20 protein-coding genes are annotated in these 17,070 nt (G+C 65.0%); 10 read left to right on the top strand and 10 right to left on the bottom strand.

The genetic code is table 11. The features are described from left to right. Positions 1-74: 74 nt before the first annotated feature. From A3E1_RS0109695 to A3E1_RS45610, 3 genes are all read right to left on the bottom strand, one after another. Positions 75-1,100, bottom strand: a complete 1,026-nt coding sequence (locus tag A3E1_RS0109695) for a 2-oxoacid:ferredoxin oxidoreductase subunit beta (RefSeq protein ID WP_020520560.1) — start codon at positions 1,098-1,100, stop codon at positions 75-77. Next, positions 1,093-2,943 carry a 2-oxoacid:acceptor oxidoreductase subunit alpha gene (locus A3E1_RS0109690; RefSeq protein WP_020520559.1) on the bottom strand — a complete coding sequence of 617 codons (1,851 nt, stop codon included), beginning with the start codon at positions 2,941-2,943 and terminating at the stop codon, positions 1,093-1,095. The genes A3E1_RS0109695 and A3E1_RS0109690 overlap by 8 nt, the downstream gene beginning before the upstream one ends. 133 nt (positions 2,944-3,076) lie before the next feature. Then, on the bottom strand, positions 3,077-4,741 hold the full coding sequence (locus tag A3E1_RS45610) for a SigE family RNA polymerase sigma factor (protein WP_020520558.1): 1,665 nt from the start codon (positions 4,739-4,741) through the stop codon (positions 3,077-3,079). A 51-nt stretch (positions 4,742-4,792) separates the two neighbouring features. Between A3E1_RS45610 and A3E1_RS0109680 the strand changes: the two genes are divergently transcribed. From A3E1_RS0109680 to A3E1_RS0109670, 3 genes are all read left to right on the top strand, one after another. Beyond that, positions 4,793-5,164, top strand: coding sequence for an NADH-quinone oxidoreductase subunit A (locus tag A3E1_RS0109680; RefSeq protein ID WP_020520557.1), 372 nt, complete (start codon positions 4,793-4,795; stop codon positions 5,162-5,164). 69 nt (positions 5,165-5,233) lie between these two features. Next, complete coding sequence (locus tag A3E1_RS39640) at positions 5,234-5,764, top strand: DivIVA domain-containing protein (protein ID WP_020520556.1); 531 nt, start codon at positions 5,234-5,236, stop codon at positions 5,762-5,764. After that, complete coding sequence (locus A3E1_RS0109670; protein WP_020520555.1) at positions 5,761-6,231, top strand: SRPBCC family protein; 471 nt, start codon at positions 5,761-5,763, stop codon at positions 6,229-6,231. The genes A3E1_RS39640 and A3E1_RS0109670 overlap by 4 nt, the downstream gene beginning before the upstream one ends. Here A3E1_RS0109670 and A3E1_RS0109665 read toward each other — a convergent pair. Beyond that, a complete protein-coding gene (locus A3E1_RS0109665; RefSeq protein WP_020520554.1) occupies positions 6,169-7,044 on the bottom strand; it encodes a sterol desaturase family protein in 876 nt (291 codons plus the stop codon). The two genes, A3E1_RS0109670 and A3E1_RS0109665, sit on opposite strands and share 63 nt — an antisense overlap. A gap of 20 nt (positions 7,045-7,064) precedes the next feature. Here A3E1_RS0109665 and A3E1_RS0109660 point away from each other — a divergent pair, with 20 nt between their 5' ends. Further along, a complete protein-coding gene (locus A3E1_RS0109660) occupies positions 7,065-7,610 on the top strand; it encodes a DNA-3-methyladenine glycosylase I (RefSeq protein ID WP_020520553.1) in 546 nt (181 codons plus the stop codon). Further along, on the top strand, positions 7,607-7,810 hold the full coding sequence (locus tag A3E1_RS0109655) for a hypothetical protein (RefSeq protein WP_020520552.1): 204 nt from the start codon (positions 7,607-7,609) through the stop codon (positions 7,808-7,810). Before A3E1_RS0109660 ends, A3E1_RS0109655 begins: the two co-directional genes overlap by 4 nt. Here A3E1_RS0109655 and A3E1_RS0109650 read toward each other — a convergent pair. Further along, entirely contained in the window at positions 7,807-8,592 is a 786-nt protein-coding gene (locus tag A3E1_RS0109650) for an enoyl-CoA hydratase-related protein (RefSeq protein ID WP_020520551.1), read from the bottom strand. The genes A3E1_RS0109655 and A3E1_RS0109650 overlap by 4 nt on opposite strands. Beyond that, on the bottom strand, positions 8,592-9,383 hold the full coding sequence (locus A3E1_RS0109645) for a PaaX family transcriptional regulator (protein ID WP_020520550.1): 792 nt from the start codon (positions 9,381-9,383) through the stop codon (positions 8,592-8,594). The genes A3E1_RS0109650 and A3E1_RS0109645 overlap by 1 nt, the downstream gene beginning before the upstream one ends. Positions 9,384-9,584: 201 nt before the next feature. Here A3E1_RS0109645 and A3E1_RS45985 point away from each other — a divergent pair, with 201 nt between their 5' ends. After that, a complete protein-coding gene (locus tag A3E1_RS45985; protein ID WP_020520549.1) occupies positions 9,585-9,752 on the top strand; it encodes a DUF3117 domain-containing protein in 168 nt (55 codons plus the stop codon). Positions 9,753-9,881: 129 nt separating this feature from the next. Continuing rightward, the gene (locus A3E1_RS0109635; protein WP_407637348.1) at positions 9,882-11,297 is read left to right on the top strand and encodes a leucyl aminopeptidase family protein; all 1,416 of its coding nucleotides are present in this window, start codon (positions 9,882-9,884) and stop codon (positions 11,295-11,297) included. On the opposite strand, the gene A3E1_RS0109630 is transcribed toward A3E1_RS0109635, so the two are convergent. Then, on the bottom strand, positions 11,284-11,844 hold the full coding sequence (locus A3E1_RS0109630) for an O-methyltransferase (protein WP_020520547.1): 561 nt from the start codon (positions 11,842-11,844) through the stop codon (positions 11,284-11,286). The genes A3E1_RS0109635 and A3E1_RS0109630 overlap by 14 nt on opposite strands. Positions 11,845-11,945: 101 nt before the next feature. On the opposite strand from A3E1_RS0109630, the gene A3E1_RS0109625 reads away from it, so the two are divergent. Together A3E1_RS0109625 and A3E1_RS0109620 are read left to right on the top strand one after the other, a co-directional pair. Continuing rightward, entirely contained in the window at positions 11,946-13,187 is a 1,242-nt protein-coding gene (locus A3E1_RS0109625; RefSeq protein WP_020520546.1) for a S1C family serine protease, read from the top strand. Between the two features lie 39 nt (positions 13,188-13,226). Beyond that, positions 13,227-13,616: a Sec-independent protein translocase family protein gene (locus tag A3E1_RS0109620; protein ID WP_020520545.1), complete on the top strand. Its 390-nt coding sequence runs from the start codon at positions 13,227-13,229 to the stop codon at positions 13,614-13,616. Here the strand turns inward: A3E1_RS0109620 and A3E1_RS0109615 are convergent. Then, positions 13,613-14,752 (bottom strand): Mrp/NBP35 family ATP-binding protein, encoded by a 1,140-nt coding sequence (locus A3E1_RS0109615; RefSeq protein WP_020520544.1) that lies wholly within the window; start codon positions 14,750-14,752, stop codon positions 13,613-13,615. The genes A3E1_RS0109620 and A3E1_RS0109615 overlap by 4 nt on opposite strands. Before the next feature lie 104 nt (positions 14,753-14,856). Then, positions 14,857-15,342: a hypothetical protein gene (locus A3E1_RS0109610; RefSeq protein ID WP_020520543.1), complete on the bottom strand. Its 486-nt coding sequence runs from the start codon at positions 15,340-15,342 to the stop codon at positions 14,857-14,859. Between the two features lie 81 nt (positions 15,343-15,423). On the opposite strand from A3E1_RS0109610, the gene A3E1_RS0109605 reads away from it, so the two are divergent. Further along, positions 15,424-16,347 (top strand): DMT family transporter, encoded by a 924-nt coding sequence (locus tag A3E1_RS0109605; RefSeq protein ID WP_051104921.1) that lies wholly within the window; start codon positions 15,424-15,426, stop codon positions 16,345-16,347. On the opposite strand, the gene A3E1_RS0109600 is transcribed toward A3E1_RS0109605, so the two are convergent. Then, positions 16,295-17,053 carry an SDR family NAD(P)-dependent oxidoreductase gene (locus A3E1_RS0109600; protein WP_020520541.1) on the bottom strand — a complete coding sequence of 253 codons (759 nt, stop codon included), beginning with the start codon at positions 17,051-17,053 and terminating at the stop codon, positions 16,295-16,297. The genes A3E1_RS0109605 and A3E1_RS0109600 overlap by 53 nt on opposite strands. Positions 17,054-17,070 lie beyond the last annotated feature (17 nt).

Raw genomic sequence — 17,070 nt, 5'->3', positions numbered from 1 at the left:
GTTGCGGCCCCCCTCATTTGCGATTAGCAAACTTCGGGAGGCCGCGCCTTGCCAGGAGCCAAATGGATCGCGCTTTAGAGAATCGTCCACGTGTCGCCGGAGTTGAGCAGGGCGGTGAGATCAGCCTCTGGGCTGTTGCCTGCCGCCTTCTCCTTCGCCCGCGCGACCTGGCCCCGCACGATCTCGTCGTAAGACGGGCGGGTGATCGAGCGGAAGATGCCGATCGGCGTGTAACGCAGGTCGGGTCCGGCCAAGCGCGACAAGGCGAACGCGTAAGCCGGGTCTTCCTGATGCGCGTCGTGCACCAGAGCTTCGGCGGTCGGCGATTCCTCGACGGTCAGGCCGAAGCTGCCGGCCGGGTGCGTCACCGAGAATTGGCTGTCCTTGCCAAACTTCAGCGGCTCACCGTGCTCTAGCCGGATCAGGTAGTTGTCCCGGGTCTCGTTGTCCTTGAGCACCTCGAACGCGTTGTCGTTGAAGATGTTGCAGTTCTGGTAGATCTCCACGAACGCGGAACCCTGATGCTCGGCCGCGGCACGCAGCACGCTCGTCAGGTGCTTGTTATCCGAGTCGATCGTCCTGGCGACAAAGGACGCCTCCGCGCCGAGCGCCAGTGAGATCGGGTTGAACGGATAGTCAGCCGAACCCGACGGCGTCGACTTGGTGATCTTCCCGACCTCTGACGTTGGCGAGTATTGCCCCTTCGTCAGACCGTAAATCTTGTTGTTAAACAACAGAATCTTGAGGTTGACGTTGCGCCGCAAGGCGTGGATGAGGTGGTTGCCGCCGATGCTCAGCGCGTCGCCGTCACCCGTGATAACCCACGTTTGCAGATCGGGCCGGCTAACCGACAGACCGGTCGCGATCGCCGGCGCGCGGCCGTGGATCGAGTGCATGCCATAGGTGTTGAGGTAGTAAGGGAACCGCGACGAACAGCCGATGCCCGAGATGAAAACGATCTTCTCGCGCGGGATGCCCAGCTCGGGCAGGAACCGCTGCATCGAAGCCAGGATCGAGTAGTCACCGCAGCCAGGGCACCAGCGCACCTCCTGGTCGGACTTGAAGTCCTTCGCCGTGAGCTGCAATGGAGTGCTAGGCATTCTTGATCACTTCCTCGAGCATGGACTCCAGCTGGCTGGAGGTGAAGGGCATTCCACGCACCTGGTTGTAGGCAACGACATCGATCAGGTAGCGCGCCCGGATGACGTGAGCCAACTGGCCCAGGTTCATCTCCGGGATAACCACCTTGTCGTACGACTTGAGCACCTCGCCGAGGTTCTTGGGCAACGGGTTCAGGTGCCGCAGGTGTGCCTGGGCCACGTTGAGCCCACGCTGGCGCAGGGCTCGTGCCGCGGCGCCGATCGGGCCATAGGTCGAACCCCAGCCGAGTACCAAAACGTTGGCTGTTTCTGAGGGGTCCTCGACCTCGATGTCAGGAACATCGATGGCCTCGATGCGGGCCGCCCGGGTGCGGACCATGAAGTCGTGGTTGGCCGGGTCGTAAGAGATGTCGCCCGTCTTGTCCGCCTTCTCCAGACCACCGATGCGGTGCTCCAGGCCCGCCACGCCTGGCACGGCCCACGGCCGCGCGAGGGTCTGCGGGTCGCGCAGGTAGGGGTAGAACTTGCCGTCTTCACCATTGGGACCCTCGGCGAAGGTCGTCTGGAGGTCAGGCAGGTCGCTTACCTCTGGCAGCAGCCACGGCTCGGAGCCGTTGGCGACATAGCCATCGGACAGCAAGATCACGGGAGTCCGGTAGGTGATGGCGATGCGGCAAGCTTCGAGCGCGGCGTAGAAGCAGTCAGCGGGGGACTGCGGCGCGACGATCGCCACCGGAGCCTCACCGTGCCGCCCGAACAGCGCCATGTTGAGGTCGGCCTGCTCGGTCTTGGTAGGTAGCCCGGTGCTTGGCCCGGCCCGCTGCACATCGACGATCACGAGTGGCAGTTCGAGGGCGACCGCGAGCGAGATGGTCTCGCCCTTGAGTGCGACGCCAGGACCGCTCGTCGTGGTCACACCAAGCGCACCACCATAGGCGGCACCAAGCGCGACACCGATCGCGGCGATCTCGTCTTCGGCCTGAACCGTCGTGACGCCAAGCTTCTTGTGCTTGCTGAGTTCGTGCAGGATGTCGCTGGCCGGAGTGATCGGGTAAGCCCCGAGGAACACCGGCAGCTTCGACCGGACACCAGCGGCGACAAGACCTAGCGCGAGCGCGGTGTTACCGGTGATGTTGCGGTAGTTGCCAGGCCGCATGTGAGCCGGGGCGACCTCATAGCGAACGGCGAAACCCTCCGTCGTCTCGCCGAAGCTCCACCCGGCGGAGAACGCTGCCTTGTTGGCGGCGACCAGCTCAGGGCGTGCGGCGAACTTTCGCTCCAGGAACGTCATCGTTGACTCGTAAGGCCTGGAGTAGAGCCAGGAAAGCAGGCCGAGGGCGAACATGTTCTTCGCGCGCTCAGCGTCTTTCTTGCTGACCGGATGCCCTTCGAGGGCGCCGACGGTCATGCTGGTCAAGCCGACCTGGTGCACGTCATAGCCGGCGAGCGAGTCGTCTTCGAGGGGGTTGGTTTCGTAGCCGACCTTCTGCAGGTTCCGCTTCGAGAACTCATCGGTGTTGACGATGATCGTCGCGCCCTTGCGCAGCTCGGCGAGGTTGGCTTTCAGGGCGGCCGGGTTCATCGCGACGAGGACGTTGGGGGCGTCACCCGGGGTGAGGATGTCGTAATCGGCGAACGCGACCTGGAAGCTGGAAACGCCGGGCAGCGTTCCTGCGGGGGCGCGGATCTCCGCGGGGAAATTGGGCAAGGTGGAGATGTCGTTGCCGAGCTGAGCGGTTTCCGAGGTAAACCGGTCGCCGGTTAGCTGCATGCCATCGCCGGAGTCACCCGCGAAGCGGATGACAACCCGATCCAGCTGTTGGACATGCTTCGGGGTGGTCATCGTGGGTACGACCTCCTACCGGGTCTTTGTTGCGCTGAGTATCCAGGGCAAGCCTACGTCGGAGGTAGGGAATCCCTACCTCCGGACCCCAGTGTGGAGCCAGCCGCGTACCCGAGTCCACCCCTGTCGATGGCTACCCGGTCACACGGGTGAATCGTGATAGCTCCCACCGGTATTTCGCGCCGGGGACGTCACCGCCACTGACCGTGATCTCCAGCCCGGTCGCACGGCTTACCCGCAGCTCGCTTCGGGCCGGCCCGGAAATGACGCCGACCGCCTTCCAGCCTCCGGTGACTTGCTCGAACAGCACGATGGAGGTTGACGTCAGCTTGTCAGCCGCGGTGCCGGCTTTGCCGCAGCCGATGGTCAGCAGGAGCAGCGGTTTGACGTCGGTGAAGGCCAGGTAGTGCGGCTCGTCCATATCGTGCGGGATAGCCGACCAGAGCCGGTCGCCATCGCGCCACAGTCCGTCCGCGTCGAACTTCGGCGTCAGGGAAGTGCGCGCTGGCAGCCCATCGCAACTCGTGAGCTGGGACGCGACCGGGTTCAGATCCAGGTTGGCGCCCGCCCTCGTCGGCAGAAGCGCGGGGAAAGTGGCGCTGACATCGACACTGACGAAGGTGGATCCGTTCCAGCGCAGCGCCTGGACCGTGCCGACTTGGTAATCCCAGCCGCGTCCCGCCGCGGGACGTGGCCGCGCGTCGACATAGAGCACGTTGTCGCGGATCCAGGAGTTGAGCGAATAGCCACCGCTCGGGCCGGTCCAGGCCAGCGAATGGAGCGTGCCGTCCGCTCTTCCTTCCACGATGAGGATCGACTTTTCGAGGTTGACATTTTCGGCAATAGGACCGCAACTCACCGGAATCGCCGCCTCGGGATGCCCATCGCCGGTCAGATCGCCCAGCACGACACCGTCGGGCCGGAACCCGATCACTTCTTGTGATCGTGCTGGCCCCTCCGCCCCGTGGAATTCCGTGTCGCGGAACGTGATGGTGCCGCTAGCGCATCCTGTGGGCGAACCGGTGATCGTGATCGTCGCCGTGGCGTAGTTGACGTCCTGCATTGACGGCCGCAGATCTGGAGTCGTGGTCGTGGTCGTGGACGGTGTCGGGGTGGGCGTCGGGCCGCTCGGGCTCGGAATTGGCCCCGGTGTCGGGTGAATGACCGGGTTCTGCTTCGGCAGCCACGTGTTCAGCAGGACCGCCACGCCAGTGAGCACGATCGCGAGCACGGCCGCCGCCTTGAGGTTGCGGTTGCGCTTGTACTTGCGCGCCAAGTCACCCACGGTGGAGACCGGTGGAGTCTTGACGTCGTTGCGAACGTCGATGTCTAGCTCGCGGGCGAGCGCGGTACGGCCGCGGTGCAGCCAGGACTTGACCGTGCCCGCGGGCACCTCCAGCTCATGTGCGACATCCTCAACGGGCAGATCCATGAGGTGGTGCAACACGATCGCCTGCCGCTGCCGGGGTGGCAGCTTACGCAACGCCGCCACGACGGCGACATGATCAGGATTGGGCCCGGGTTCGATCTCGGGACGCTGCCGCAACAAATAACTGCTGGCGTACTTGAGCTGCCGCCACCGGGACCGGGCGAGATTCGTGGCCACCCGTCGGACCCACGCCACCGGGTTGTCGTATGTGGACACCGACCGCCACCGCATCCACGCCCGGGTAAACGCCTCCTGTGCGATCTCCTGGGCCACGCCGAGATCGGCCGTGTAGGCATACGTCATGGCCACGGTGTCGCCGAAGTGAGCGTGATAAAACCCGTCGAAATCGGCGGAGGCGTCAGCAGTCATACGGCAACACACTCTCCACCTTGGATGCTGGTTGCACTAGGGTGAGCGATTGTGGACGCGTATCTCAGCTCGTATGCCACGATCGGTGCGCTAGCGCTCGTCGGCGTCGTCATCATCGGCGGTGCGTTCCTGGTGAACCGGCTGTTGCGTCCGCGCCGGCCCAATGCCGCCGCGGGTAAGCGCGACACGTACGAGTGTGGCCTTGATCCTGTGCCGGGCGGCTGGGCACAAATGCACATTCGCTACTACCTTTACGCATATCTCTACGTTTTGTTCGCGGTCGAAGCGATCTTCCTATTCCCATGGGCGGTTGTCTATCTAGAGGCAGGCCGGGCGGTGATCGTGGAAATGGCGATCTTCGTTGGGGTCCTGGCACTCGGGCTGCTTTACGCGTGGCGCAAACGCGCGCTTACGTGGCAATAGCGGACGGGTTAGAGTGCAGCCCATAGCGGCGAGTTGCGCTCGTCCCGGCCGGCGTTGGAGGCTAAGGCAGTGAATATCGTGCTGATCCTGGTCATTGCGGTGGCCGTCGGTGCAGTGGTGTTCGGGGTCATGACGCTCATCTCCGGCGGCGACCCCGGATTGCGCGCGGTGGATCCTGACAGCCGCGCGCGCCCCCTTCCGGGTGATCGCCCCCTGGCTGAAGGCGACGTTAGCGACGTCTCGTTCGACTTGGCGCTGCGGGGCTACCGCATGGATCAGGTGGACAAGGCGCTACAGCGGCTCGCCTATGACATCGGCTACAAGACTGAGCTGATCAATGTGCTCGACGCGGAAATCGTGGCCCTGCGCGAAGGCCGCCACGAAGACGCGGACACGCTGGCCCAGGCGAGAGCGGCGTCGCTTTCCGGCCGGGCCACGCAGGAAACCAAGATCACCTCGATCCAAACCGTTGACCTGTCGATCGAGCTGTCCAGCGAAGTGCCCCCGGTCGAGGCCGACGAGGCGGACCTCGCCGTCGAGACCGACCTCGCTGAACAGAAGGAAACCGCCCCGGAGAAGAAGAAGTCAGGGGTGGCGTGACCGATCCGAATAGTCCCGGCAGCGGCGAGGTCACCGCGACGGTGATCATTAATGCCCCGGCCGAGCAGGTCTTTGACGCGTTCACCGAGTGGGAGCGGCAAGGCGAGTGGATCCCTTTCACCAAGGTGAAGGTGGTCTCGGGTGACGGTGGCGAGGGCAGCGTCATCGAGGCGGTGACCGCCGTCAGCGGTGCCTCGCTGCGGGACGAGATGCGCGTCGTCAAGCTCGACCGGCCCTACGAGGTGCGGGTCGTCCACTTTGGACGCGTGCTCCGTGGGCCTGGCGTCATGCGGTGCACCCCGATGGGCAACTCCCGCACACAGGTCGTCTGGCACGAATGGTTTCACCTGCCGGGTGGAATGGCTGGACGGCTGGCGTGGCCACTGGTCTGGCCGGGGTCGAAGTTAGCTTTTACTCGCACTCTCAAACGCTTCGCCGCGCTTGTGGAGCAGGGCCGGCTGCCCTGACCAGCCCGGCTTGTTGACGAGATAGCCAAACTTGTAGCGCCACGGCGCTCGCCACATGTCTTTCGCTAGTGCGGCGTACTCGTGGTAGGCGACCTTCAATGGGTTGTACGTTTCGATGTTCTTCGTGAGCCCGTAGACGACCCGGTCGGTCTCCGGCGCGAACGAACCGAACAGCCGGTCCCAGATGATGAAGATGCCGCCGTAGTTGCGGTCGAGGTAGCTGCCCTGTGAGCCGTGGTGCACGCGATGGTGCGATGGGGTGTTGAAGACGAATTCGTACCAGCCCCACATCTTGCCGATGCGTTCGGTGTGAATCCAGAACTGGTAAACGAGGTTGATGCCACCGCAGAAACCGACCACGAGCGGGCTGACGCCAAGGGCGACCATCGGCAAGTAGAACAGGAAGCTGGTGAATCCCGTCCAGGTCTGCCGGAGCGCGGTCGACAGATTGAACATCGTCGACGAGTGGTGTACCACGTGCGACGCCCACAGCAGCCGGATAACGTGGTGGCCGCGATGCGACCAGTAATAGCAAAAGTCCTGTGCGATCAGGAACAGCGGCAGCAAGGCCCAGCTGAACTCGATTCGCCATGGGGTGAGGTTGTAAACGGCGAGGGTGGCTGCGGCGGTGCCGAAGCCCCACAGGATGTCCCAGCCGAGACTGCCCAGGCCCATGCTGAGACTGGTGGCAGTGTCTTTGGCGCCGTAGCCCAGCTCCTCATCGTCGCGGTGGAACAGGTAGGAAACCCGTTCCACGATCATGAGGAGAATGAACAGGGGCACGGAGAACAGCACAACGTCGGGGAACTCCACAACGCGGAGGTTATTCACTTATGGCGGGCGTGACAATAGGCGCCGATGGCCTGGCCAGGTGTTCTTGGGCGGTCGGTGAGCTTTACGAGGCCTATCACGATCAAGAGTGGGGTCAGCCGGTGCGCGGCGACGACAAGCTTTTCGAGCGAATGTCGCTGGAAGCCTTCCAGTCAGGCTTGTCGTGGATCACGATCCTGCGCAAGCGCCCGGCGTTTCGTAAGGCGTTCGCCAACTTCAAGATTCGTAAAGTGGCCGCCTTCGGGGAACCTGACGTCGAGCGACTGCTCGCTGACGCGGGGATCGTGCGTAACCGGTCGAAGATCGAGGCCACTATCGCCAACGCCCGGGTGGCGCTGGAGGTCGATCTGGACGAGCTGCTGTGGTCCTACGCCCCGGCGCGCGGCAAGCGCAAGGCGGACATCCCGGCGACGACACCGGAATCCATCGCGATGTCAAAAGCCTTGAAGAAGAAGGGATTCCGGTTCGTCGGGCCGACCACGTGCTATGCCTTGATGCAGGCGACGGGAATGGTCGACGACCACATCGAAGGGTGCCACATCTCGTGAAGCGGTTTCTGGTAAGCGTCTCGATGCCGATCGAGGCCGAGGACGAAGCCGGGGCGGCAGCTGAATTCTGGCGCTACGTCGGCGAATTGGGGCCGCACGACCTTCCTGTCTTCGTGTCCCCAGTGGACGACGAGCTCGCCATGCTGGCTTACGTCGATGGCGAGCCCGCCGGCCAAGACCCTGAGGAAGACGAGGATTAGCGGCCCTCGAAGACCGCCTTCTCCTTGTTGACGAAAGCGATGGTCGACTTTTTGTGGTCCTGCGTGCCACCGCAGACCATCTGCGCTACCGCTTCGATCGCCAGTGCTTTGGCCAGACCCACCGACGCACCCTTGTGCAGCTCCGCCTTGATCTGTCCGAACGCGATGGTCGGCCCGGCGGCGAGTTTGGCGGCAAGTTCCTGAGCCTGCGGCAGCACCTGCTCGTCTTCCTCGGCCAGCTTCGTCAGCAAGCCCAGGTTCAGGGCGGCATCGGCTTTCACCGGCTCGGCCAGCATCAGCAGCTCCGTGGCCTTCGCGTGCCCGATGAGCCGGGGCAGCGTCCAGGACACGCCCGTGTCGCCAGCTAGGCCCACCCGTGCGAAGGCCATCAAGAAGCTCGTGGACGGTCCGCCGATGCGGAAGTCGGCAAGGAGCGCCAGCGACGCGCCGGCTCCGGCGGCTGCTCCCCGCACCGCGGCGACGACCGGCTTAGGCATCTCCGCCAGGGCGAGCGTGATCGGGTTGTAGTGCTCCGTCACGGTGTTGAGCGGCTCAGCGTTGTCCAGATTGGACACGTGCTCACGCAAGTCCTGGCCAACGCAGAAAGCCCGCCCTGCCCCGGTCAGCACGATCGCCCGTACCGCGCTGTCAGCCGCCAACTCGGGCAGGACCTCCATCAGCGCGAGCTTCAGCGTCGTGTCGAGCGAGTTCAATGAGTCTGGGCGGTTGAGCGTGAGCGTCGCGACGCCCCCGTCGCGCTCCACCAATAACGTGTCGGACATCAGGTCTCCTTGTCGGCGAGGCACTGGTCTACAAAACGGTCCGCCGCGGGGCGCAGGCGGGTCGCGTGACGATCGAAGAATATGGCTGCCGCCTGACCCGGCCACGGATCCGGCAACAGCGAAGGTGGCAATTGGGGATCCCGGAAAAGGAAACCACGCCACTCGTGCACAAGCTGGCTGCGGGCGCGAAACGCCGCCTGGTCATCTTCGGGCACGGAGCGCAGCACCGGTGTCAGGCGTTCGACGAAAGTGGCGTACTCGGCCCCGATCGCGGCCAGATCCCACGCCCGGCCGACCATCACCCGGGCACCCGCCGCGCCACCGGTGTGTGCGGCGGAGAAGCGCTCAAAACGCACCCCGGCCTCGTTGAGCATCTCGTCCGCCTCACCAGCCGGGCGCGCCGCGACCCAGGCCGAGCCGTCCAACCGCCCGTAGCCGAGGAAGGTCAGGTTGGCCGCGAGCCGATCGCGCTCGGCGCGTCCCGTGGGATTCGTCACTACCAGCAGATCGAAGTGGCCATCCCACGAGAGGTTGCCGGTGCGGTAAATGCGGGCCGCCGCGTCCTCCAGCCGCAGCACCGCGCGGGCCGTCAGGCGGTAGCCCGGGCCGCCCGTCGTGCGAGCAGGCGCAAGCCAGCCCTGGCGCACCATGCGCGAGACAGCCGTGCGCACGGCGGGTGCGGCGATGCCGAGCGGAGCCAGCATCCGGATGAGCGCCGAAACCGGTGCTATCCCGCCTCGCTTCCGCAGATGATCGCCATAGAGGTCAAAGAGGGCCGAACGGGCCTGCATGAGGGGAGATTGTGACAGAAGTTAACCCCGCTGGCGAGAAGATGTCACAACGTGACCAGCCCGGTTTGGCCGGCTGGGACTCCATCAGGGAAAATCATTGGTTGGCACCCCTAGTTGCGGCCTACCCAACCGCACGGAGGTTGGCGGTGTCGGAGGCCAAATAAGCAAAAGCTTGGGTGCGAGCGTCGAGGGGAGACATACATGGCGGCGATGAAGCCGCGGACGGGCGACGGTCCGCTGGAGGTCACCAAAGAGGGTCGGGGCATTGTTATGCGGGTCCCGCTCGAGGGCGGTGGACGGCTCGTCGTGGAGATGACTCCGGACGAGGCGACCGCGCTCGGAGAGGCGCTGAAGACCGCGGTCAGCTGAGCTAGACCTGTCCTTTGCCCGGGTTGCTTCGCGCACTCCCGGGCAAAGTAAGGTCAGCTCAGGTACTCCTGACAGGGCGGTTAGATGATCTCGATAAGGCTGGGCTCAACCACGAGCAAGCAATCGCAGGTGCTAGTGGTCCCAGTCCGCAAGGCGGACAGTTCCGCGGCGGTTCCCGTCGCCGCGGTCCCGGCAGAGATCGGGGCCGAGGTGGCCTCGTTTCTGTCCGAGTCCGGGCAATTGGCCAAGCCAGGCCAGGCCGAGAGCTGGAAGCGCCCGCTGCGTACCCCCACCAAGATTGTTTTTGCGGGCGTGGGATCAGGCGACGAAACCGGATGGCGGCTGGCGGGCGCGGCCATCTCACGGCAGGCCGCCAAGGACGCCACAATCGCCATTGTCGTGCCCGAAGACTTGGCACCCGAGGCACTTCGCGGCCTGGCCGAAGGGCTGTGGCTCGCCGAGTACAAATACCGGCTGCGTGAGAACAAGCCCGAAGAGGTGCGTCTGCTCGCCTCAGCCGAAGTGCTGTGCGCGGACACCCCGGAGCGTCAAAGCGTGCTGAAGACGGCCTCAGCGGTCGCCAGCCTGACGAACTTCGCGCGTGACCTGACCAATACGCCTTCGCTCATCAAGACACCGGAGTGGTTCACCGAGCAGGTGGTCAGCCGGGCCGAGGCGATGCCTGGCGTGAGCGCCACGGTCCGCGATCCAAAGCAGCTCGCCGACGACGGCTTCGGCGGCATCCTCGCCGTCGGCGGAGGATCGGCCCACAGCCCGCGCCTTGTTGAGCTGAGCTGGAACCCGCCCAACGCCACGGAACATATCGTGTTCGCGGGCAAGGGCATCACCTATGACACCGGCGGCGTCGACATCAAGCCGCCAGACGCCATGCTGTTGATGCGTAAGGATATGAGCGGTGCGGCCGCCGTGTGTGCGATCGTGCTCGCCGCGGCACAGCTCAATCTGCCGTTCCGGGTCACCGCCTTGGCACCGCTCGCGGAGAACATGGTTTCTGGCAGTTCCTGGCGCTCTGGAGATGTCGTACGCCACTACGGCGGCCTGACCTCAGAGATCCACAACACGGACGCTGAGGGCCGTGTGGTCCTGGCCGACGTGCTCGCCTACGCGTTCGCCAACCTTGAGCCCGATGTGCTGATCGACATCTCGACGTTGACCGGAGCCGGGCGAGTGTCGCTGGGCCCGAAGATCGCGTCGATGTTCACCGCCAGCGACGAGCTAGCCGCGACGCTGTCAGACGCCGCACGCGAAGCCGGGGAGTCGGTCTGGCGCATGCCATTGGCCGACGAATACGCCAAGGACGTCATCGCCGATCTCGGGGACTTCAATAACGCCGCCGGGAACCCGGGCGCGATCACAGCCGCGCTCTACTTGCGCGAGTTCGTCGGGCCGGCGCGGGACAAGTGGGCTCACTTCGATCTGTCCGCGCCGGCGTGGTCGGAAACCGATGACGGCGAACTGGTTCGCGGTGCCACCGGCTGGGGCGTGCGCACCATGGTGCGCTGGCTGCTGGCTAGAGCCGGATAGCCGCCACTAGCCCATCCCCGGACGGAATGACGGCCGGTGCCCACAATCCACTGTCGCGAATGGACGTCGCGCCGTGCGTGCCGCGCAGGATGACGAGACCGCCTTTGCGCAGCAACCGCCCGGCGGCCTCCACGTAGGACTCTCCTTCGGCCCGGTCGCCGTCGATGAAGATCAGGTCGTAGATGCCGTCGGATAGCCGGGGCAGCACCTCCAGTGCCCGGCCGGTGATGATGCGCGTGCGTGCGGATGGAAAGCCTGCCTCGGTGAATAGGCGCCTGGCCATCCGCTGGTATTCGCCTTCGATATCAATCGTGGTGAGGACGCCGTCGCTTCGCATGCCGCGCAGGAGCCATAGGCCACTGACACCGGTGCCGGTGCCGATTTCCACCACGGATTTGGCTGGGCTGGCGGCTGCGAGCAGAGCTAGGAGCGCTCCGGTCGCCTCGCTGACGGGGGTGAGGCCAACTTCGGCGGCCAGGCCCCGGGCGGTTTGCAGGATCAAGTCTTCCTGATGGAAGGATCCGGTCAAATCAGTGTCAATAGCCAATTGACCGCTCTTTCCTCTCTAATGTGAGAAAAACACGCCAGTTGCATGCCATTCTGAAATCCAAGTATGGCGAATATGAACCTGTGGACGGAGGCAGGCACGTGACCGACGGCTGGGCTTATCGACGGCCGGCTGACGGCGGAGAGGATCCCAGCGAACCACCGTTGCCCCCGCCGCCATCCCACTGGTGGTCCGATGCTCTTAACGATCCGTGGCGCGATCCGAATTCTCTGGTCGTCCTAACGCGCCCGGCCCCGGCCGGCCCGCCACCAGCATTGCCTCCCGAACCACCGAAACCTAGCCGGGCCTGGTGGCTCGCGGGAATCGTCGGTGTTGTTTCCGCCCTGGTCGCCGGCCTTCTCGGGGCGGCCGTCGGCGTACGGTTTACCGGCACTGACGGCACGAGTGTGCGGGCGCAAATCGCCGGGCCACCACCTGTTCCCGCGCCGGACAGCCTCGCCGCTGTTGCGAGTTTGGTCTTGCCGAGTGTCGTTACGATCCGCATGTCTGTCGATGGCGGAACGGCTTTGGGATCAGGGTTCGTCGCTTCCGAAGACGGTCATGTGATCACCAACGATCACGTCGTCGCGGGCGGGTCGGGTCTGGCGACCATCATCTTCGACAACGGAGCGACTGCTCAGGCCGAAATCGTTGGTGCTGACCCGGAAAGCGATGTGGCCGTGCTGCGGATCATGCAGCCGGGCCAGCTCGTAGCGGCGAAACTGGGCAACTCGGATCTGGTCGCCGTGGGCGATCACGTGATGGCGATCGGATCGCCGCTCGCCTTACGTGGCACCGTAACCGCAGGCATCGTGAGCGCGGTTGACCGTCCGATCGCGACAGGTTCGGGTCAAGGGGACATGCGCTACTACGCCGCGATTCAGACCGACGCCGCCGTCAACCACGGCAACTCGGGCGGCCCGCTGGTCGACGCGGCGGGTCAGGTGATCGGCATCAACGCCGTGATCAAGTCGATGGCTGGCGACGAGGCGAGTGCGGGCAACATCGGCTTGGCGTTCGCGATCCCGATCAATCACGCCGAACGGGTCGCGTCCGAGATCATCCAGAACGGCCGCGCGCGGCGGACCGTCATCGGCGCCGAACTCGAAGATTCCGTCAACGGGGTGCGGTTGCGCGGTGTGGCCACCTCCGGCCCGGCCGACGTGGCGGGCATGAAGGCCGGCGACGTGGTCACGAGTTTCGATGGCAAACCGCTGACCGAGCCAGCTGATCTCATCGCACTTGTGCGGAAAACTGCACCAGGTGAGGTGGTCTCGGTGACCTACAAACGCGGCCCTAGCAGCCATAACGTCGACGTGACACTCGCCGCCGACGCCAAGTGAGGGCTGGTAACGACCGCGGCGGCGGCCTAATCTGGGGACGTGTTCGAGAACCTAAACGCCTGGGAGTTCGCAGGGCTCCTGCTGATCGCCCTGCTGATCTTTGGGGAGCGCCTCCCCAAGGTGATTGGCGATGGCATGCGCATGCTGCGCAGCCTGCGCGCGATGGCTAACAACGCCACCGGCGATCTCAGCCGGGAACTCGGCACCGACATCAAGCTCGAAGACCTCAACCCGAAGAACTTCGTGCGCAAGCACATCCTCAGCGAGGAAGACGAGGCCGCGCTGCGGCGCCCGCTGCAGAACCTTTACGACGACGTCAAAAAGGACGTGGCGCACGTTAAGGACGCAGCCGACCTCAATTCGCCGCTCGCCGGAGCATCGAGTCCGGCGCAGCCCGCCGTCAAGGCGAGCTACGACGACGCGACTTAGCGGCGGGCTGGCGCTAGCCCGAGCGGCTTGCCAGCCAGTGACTCCCGGCGCACGGCCAACTGGTCGGCGATAGCGTTTAGCGCTTTTGCCGCAGGCGAATCCCAGTCCGACAGCACGACAGGCGTGCCATCGTCGCCCCCTTCACGCACGAGCGTGTCGATGGGCACCTGTCCCAGCAGGGGCACCCGGGCGCCAGTGATCTTGGTCAGTGAATCCGCGACCGTCTGTCCGCCGCCGGAACCGAACAGCTCCATCCGCGAACCGTCAGGCATCGGCAGCCAGGACATGTTCTCGACCACGCCAACCAGGCGCTGATGGGTCTGAAGCGAGATCGCTCCCGCGCGCTCGGCGACCTCAGCGGCGGCCATCTGCGGCGTGGTCACCACGATGATTTCGGCGCTGGGCAGCAGCTGGGCTAGGGAGATCGCGACGTCGCCGGTGCCCGGCGGAAGATCGAGGAGCAGCACGTCGAGGTCGCCCCAGTAAACGTCGGCGAGGAACTGCTGCAGTGCCCGGTGAAGCATCGGCCCGCGCCACACGACAGCGGCGTTGCCACTGGTGAACATCCCGATCGAGATGACCTTCACGCCGTGCGACTGCGGCGGCATGATCATGTCTTCGACCTGGGTCGGGAGGCCCTTAACGCCAAGCATGCGCGGCACGGAGTGGCCGTAGATATCGGCGTCGACGACCCCGACGGACAGGCCACGGGCGGCGAGTGCGGCGGCGAGGTTGACGGTGACGCTCGACTTGCCGACGCCACCCTTTCCGGAGGCGATCGCGTAGACACGCGTGCGCGAACCCGGCTGGGCGAACGGAATGACTGGCTCAGCACCACCGCCCTGGCTGCCACCACGCAGCCGCTTTTGCAAGTCCTGCCGCTGGTCTTGGCTCATCACGCCAAAGTCAATCTCCACGACGGAGACGCCCGGGACGGTCAGCCCCGCTTCGGTGATGTCCGAACGCAGTTTGTCGCGCAGCGGGCAACCCGCCACCGTGAGCAGAATGTGCACGCGCGCGGTCGAACCATCGACAATCGCGGACTCAACCATGCCGAGGTCAGTGATGGGCCGGCGGATTTCCGGGTCATTGACCTTGGCAAGGGCGGCAAGGAGCGCTTCGGACATGAGCGCCATGCTACCCCTAATGGTGATCATGAATTAACTCTCGCACTCCGGCGTGAGCCATGGCACCATCGAGGGAACGCACCGCGCTCTGAAGAACCCCTTGCAGAGCGCGGTTATTTTTTGGGCTTGCGCACCTTGTGCAGTTTGAAGGGCATTCGCGTCGCGTTGACCGCCGTTGATGGCCTCGGCTCTGCCCGCTGGTCGTCGGCACCGAGTCCTGCTGGCTCACCGGCCGCTGACATCGCCCACAGAGCGCATTCCTTGGCCCACCGGGCCATCAGGTCCTCGGCTGTCCCGCTGGCATTGAGCCGCTTGGAGGCCATCTGCGGCGCGATGACTTCCCACCGGTCGCTTTCGGGCTTGATGCGCTCGACGGTGACCGGGTAGCTCACGATCGCCCCGCCATGGTCTCCGCGCAGGGTCACGAAAACGGTGCTGGCGACCTCAAGCCCGGGCAGATCCTGCTCGCCCTGGCCGGTCACGACGCATATCGCGCCATCGATCGTCAGGCACCAGACCGCGAAAGCCGGGCCGCCGTCTATGGAAACCCAGGCGATTCCCGCCTTCTTCGCCGCCTCGTCAACCAGAGGCCCAGTCATAGCGAAACTCCAAAGAGCGCGGAGTTTCGCCATGAGGCGCGAGGCACCCTGCAATCCCGATTCGCTCCGCAAGCTTCGCTCATGCCGAAGATACTAAGCTCCTTGCGCATGTATGCCAGATGGGACGCACTAACGATTGCGGCACTAGTGGTCGGGATCGTGGCGGTGTCGTCCTCGGGTGCGTTGATCGCCTATGCCGCCGCGCCCGCGCTGGCGATCGCCTTTTGGCGCAACGCCCTGGCCACAGCGGTTCTTCTGCCCGCCGCCGCGGTCAAGAAGGAGTTCAGCCATCGTGCTGCCCTTGGTTCCTCGGCGCTCGCGGGACTCGCGCTGGCCGTCCACTTTGGCACGTGGGTGCCGAGCGTCAAGCTCACGAGCATCGCGACAGCGACGGCACTTGTGTGCACGCAACCGGTTTGGGCCGGGTTGCTGATGGCGTTGCGCGGAAACCGGCTCGGTGGGTGGACGTGGGCGGGGATGGGACTGGCCGTCGGCGGGGCGGTGCTGGCCACGGGAGTCGATCTGCAAGCGGGCGGCAACGCACTTCTTGGCGACGCGCTGGCGATCTGCGGAGCGATCGCGGGCGCTTTCTACACCCTGCTCGGGCAGCGGGTCCGGGCTCAGCTGAGCACGACGACCTACACGACTGTCTGCTATGGAGTGTGCGCCATCACTTTGGGGCTTGTGTGCGCTCTATCTAGTACCCCCATAACGGGTTTCGCGGCAGGCGCTTGGCTGGCCATCATTGGGCTCACCGTTGGCCCGCAACTGCTCGGGCATTCGATGCTCAACTACGCGGTCAAGCAGGTCCCGGCGGTCACCATCAATGTGATCGTGCTGCTGGAGGTGCCGGGCGCGATTCTGCTGGGCTACCTATGGCTGGGGCAAAAAGTCAGCGCGATCACGCTGGGCGGGATCGCGCTGCTGCTGGCCGGGGTCGCGTTAGTCGTGATCAACCCTGGCGTACGCTTTGGCCCCCGTCCACAACCAGCATCTGACCTGTGACATAGCTAGCGCCGGGGGAGCACAGGAACGTGATCGCCGCGGCGACTTCGTCAGGCGTGCCGGGCCGGGCCATCGGGGTGTCGTAACCCTGCTTGAGCTCGATCAGCGTGGACGCGGATGTGTGGATGATCCCTGGCGCGACAGCGTTCACCGTGACGCCATCGGCGACGAGTTCCATAGCCAAAGCACGCGTCAGACCCAGCACGCCGGCCTTCGCCGCGGCGTAACCGGCTTCGGCTGGCAAGGCGTTGACCGGTCCCGCGGTCGCGGCGAGGTTGACGATGCGGCCCCAGCCGCGTTCGGCCATGCCGCTGAGAAACGCTCTGCTGCAAAGGAAAGCCGTGCTGAGATTACGGTCGATTTCGGCGCGCCATTCGTCGAAGGAAAGCTGCGCGACCGGCCGGATGACCTCGACGCTGGCCCGGCTGGTCAGCCCGGCGTTGTTGACAAGAATGTCAATCTCACCAAGCTGTTCGGTCACCGCGTCGGCGAGCGCGCCAACCTCCGCCTCAAGCGTCAAGTCCGCCACGAAGCCAAGAACACCGAGTTCGCCAGCGCGTTCGTGGATGCGGCGAGTGGTGGAGACGATCGCGACTTTGGCGCCATGGGCGGCTAGATGTTTTGCCGTCGCGAAACCGATGCCATGCGGGCTGCCCGCACCGGTCACGAGAGCCTTCTTGCCGTCTAGGCGGAAGATGTCAGCCATGGGTTGATCCTGCCGGT

Source organism: Catelliglobosispora koreensis DSM 44566 (genome assembly GCF_000379685.1).
Lineage (GTDB): Bacteria > Actinomycetota > Actinomycetes > Mycobacteriales > Micromonosporaceae > Catelliglobosispora > Catelliglobosispora koreensis.
Note: the sequence above shows the minus strand (reverse complement) of the source record. Positions and strands in the feature narration are given on the sequence as shown.

What these genes read in the sequence shown, in the direction of transcription:
- A3E1_RS0109695 (WP_020520560.1), bottom strand. Translation starts at nt 1,100, where the DNA reads ATGCCTAGCACTCCATTGCAGCTCACGGCGAAGGACTTCAAGTCCGAC.
- A3E1_RS0109645 (WP_020520550.1), bottom strand. Translation starts at nt 9,383, where the DNA reads ATGCAGGCCCGTTCGGCCCTCTTTGACCTCTATGGCGATCATCTGCGG.
- A3E1_RS0109690 (WP_020520559.1), bottom strand. Translation starts at nt 2,943, where the DNA reads ATGACCACCCCGAAGCATGTCCAACAGCTGGATCGGGTTGTCATCCGC.
- A3E1_RS0109660 (WP_020520553.1), top strand. Translation starts at nt 7,065, where the DNA reads ATGGCGGGCGTGACAATAGGCGCCGATGGCCTGGCCAGGTGTTCTTGG.
- A3E1_RS0109615 (WP_020520544.1), bottom strand. Translation starts at nt 14,752, where the DNA reads ATGGCGCTCATGTCCGAAGCGCTCCTTGCCGCCCTTGCCAAGGTCAAT.
- A3E1_RS0109605 (WP_051104921.1), top strand. Translation starts at nt 15,424, where the DNA reads ATGCCGAAGATACTAAGCTCCTTGCGCATGTATGCCAGATGGGACGCA.
- A3E1_RS0109650 (WP_020520551.1), bottom strand. Translation starts at nt 8,592, where the DNA reads ATGTCCGACACGTTATTGGTGGAGCGCGACGGGGGCGTCGCGACGCTC.
- A3E1_RS45985 (WP_020520549.1), top strand. Translation starts at nt 9,585, where the DNA reads ATGGCGGCGATGAAGCCGCGGACGGGCGACGGTCCGCTGGAGGTCACC.
- A3E1_RS0109610 (WP_020520543.1), bottom strand. Translation starts at nt 15,342, where the DNA reads ATGACTGGGCCTCTGGTTGACGAGGCGGCGAAGAAGGCGGGAATCGCC.
- A3E1_RS45610 (WP_020520558.1), bottom strand. Translation starts at nt 4,741, where the DNA reads ATGACTGCTGACGCCTCCGCCGATTTCGACGGGTTTTATCACGCTCAC.
- A3E1_RS0109600 (WP_020520541.1), bottom strand. Translation starts at nt 17,053, where the DNA reads ATGGCTGACATCTTCCGCCTAGACGGCAAGAAGGCTCTCGTGACCGGT.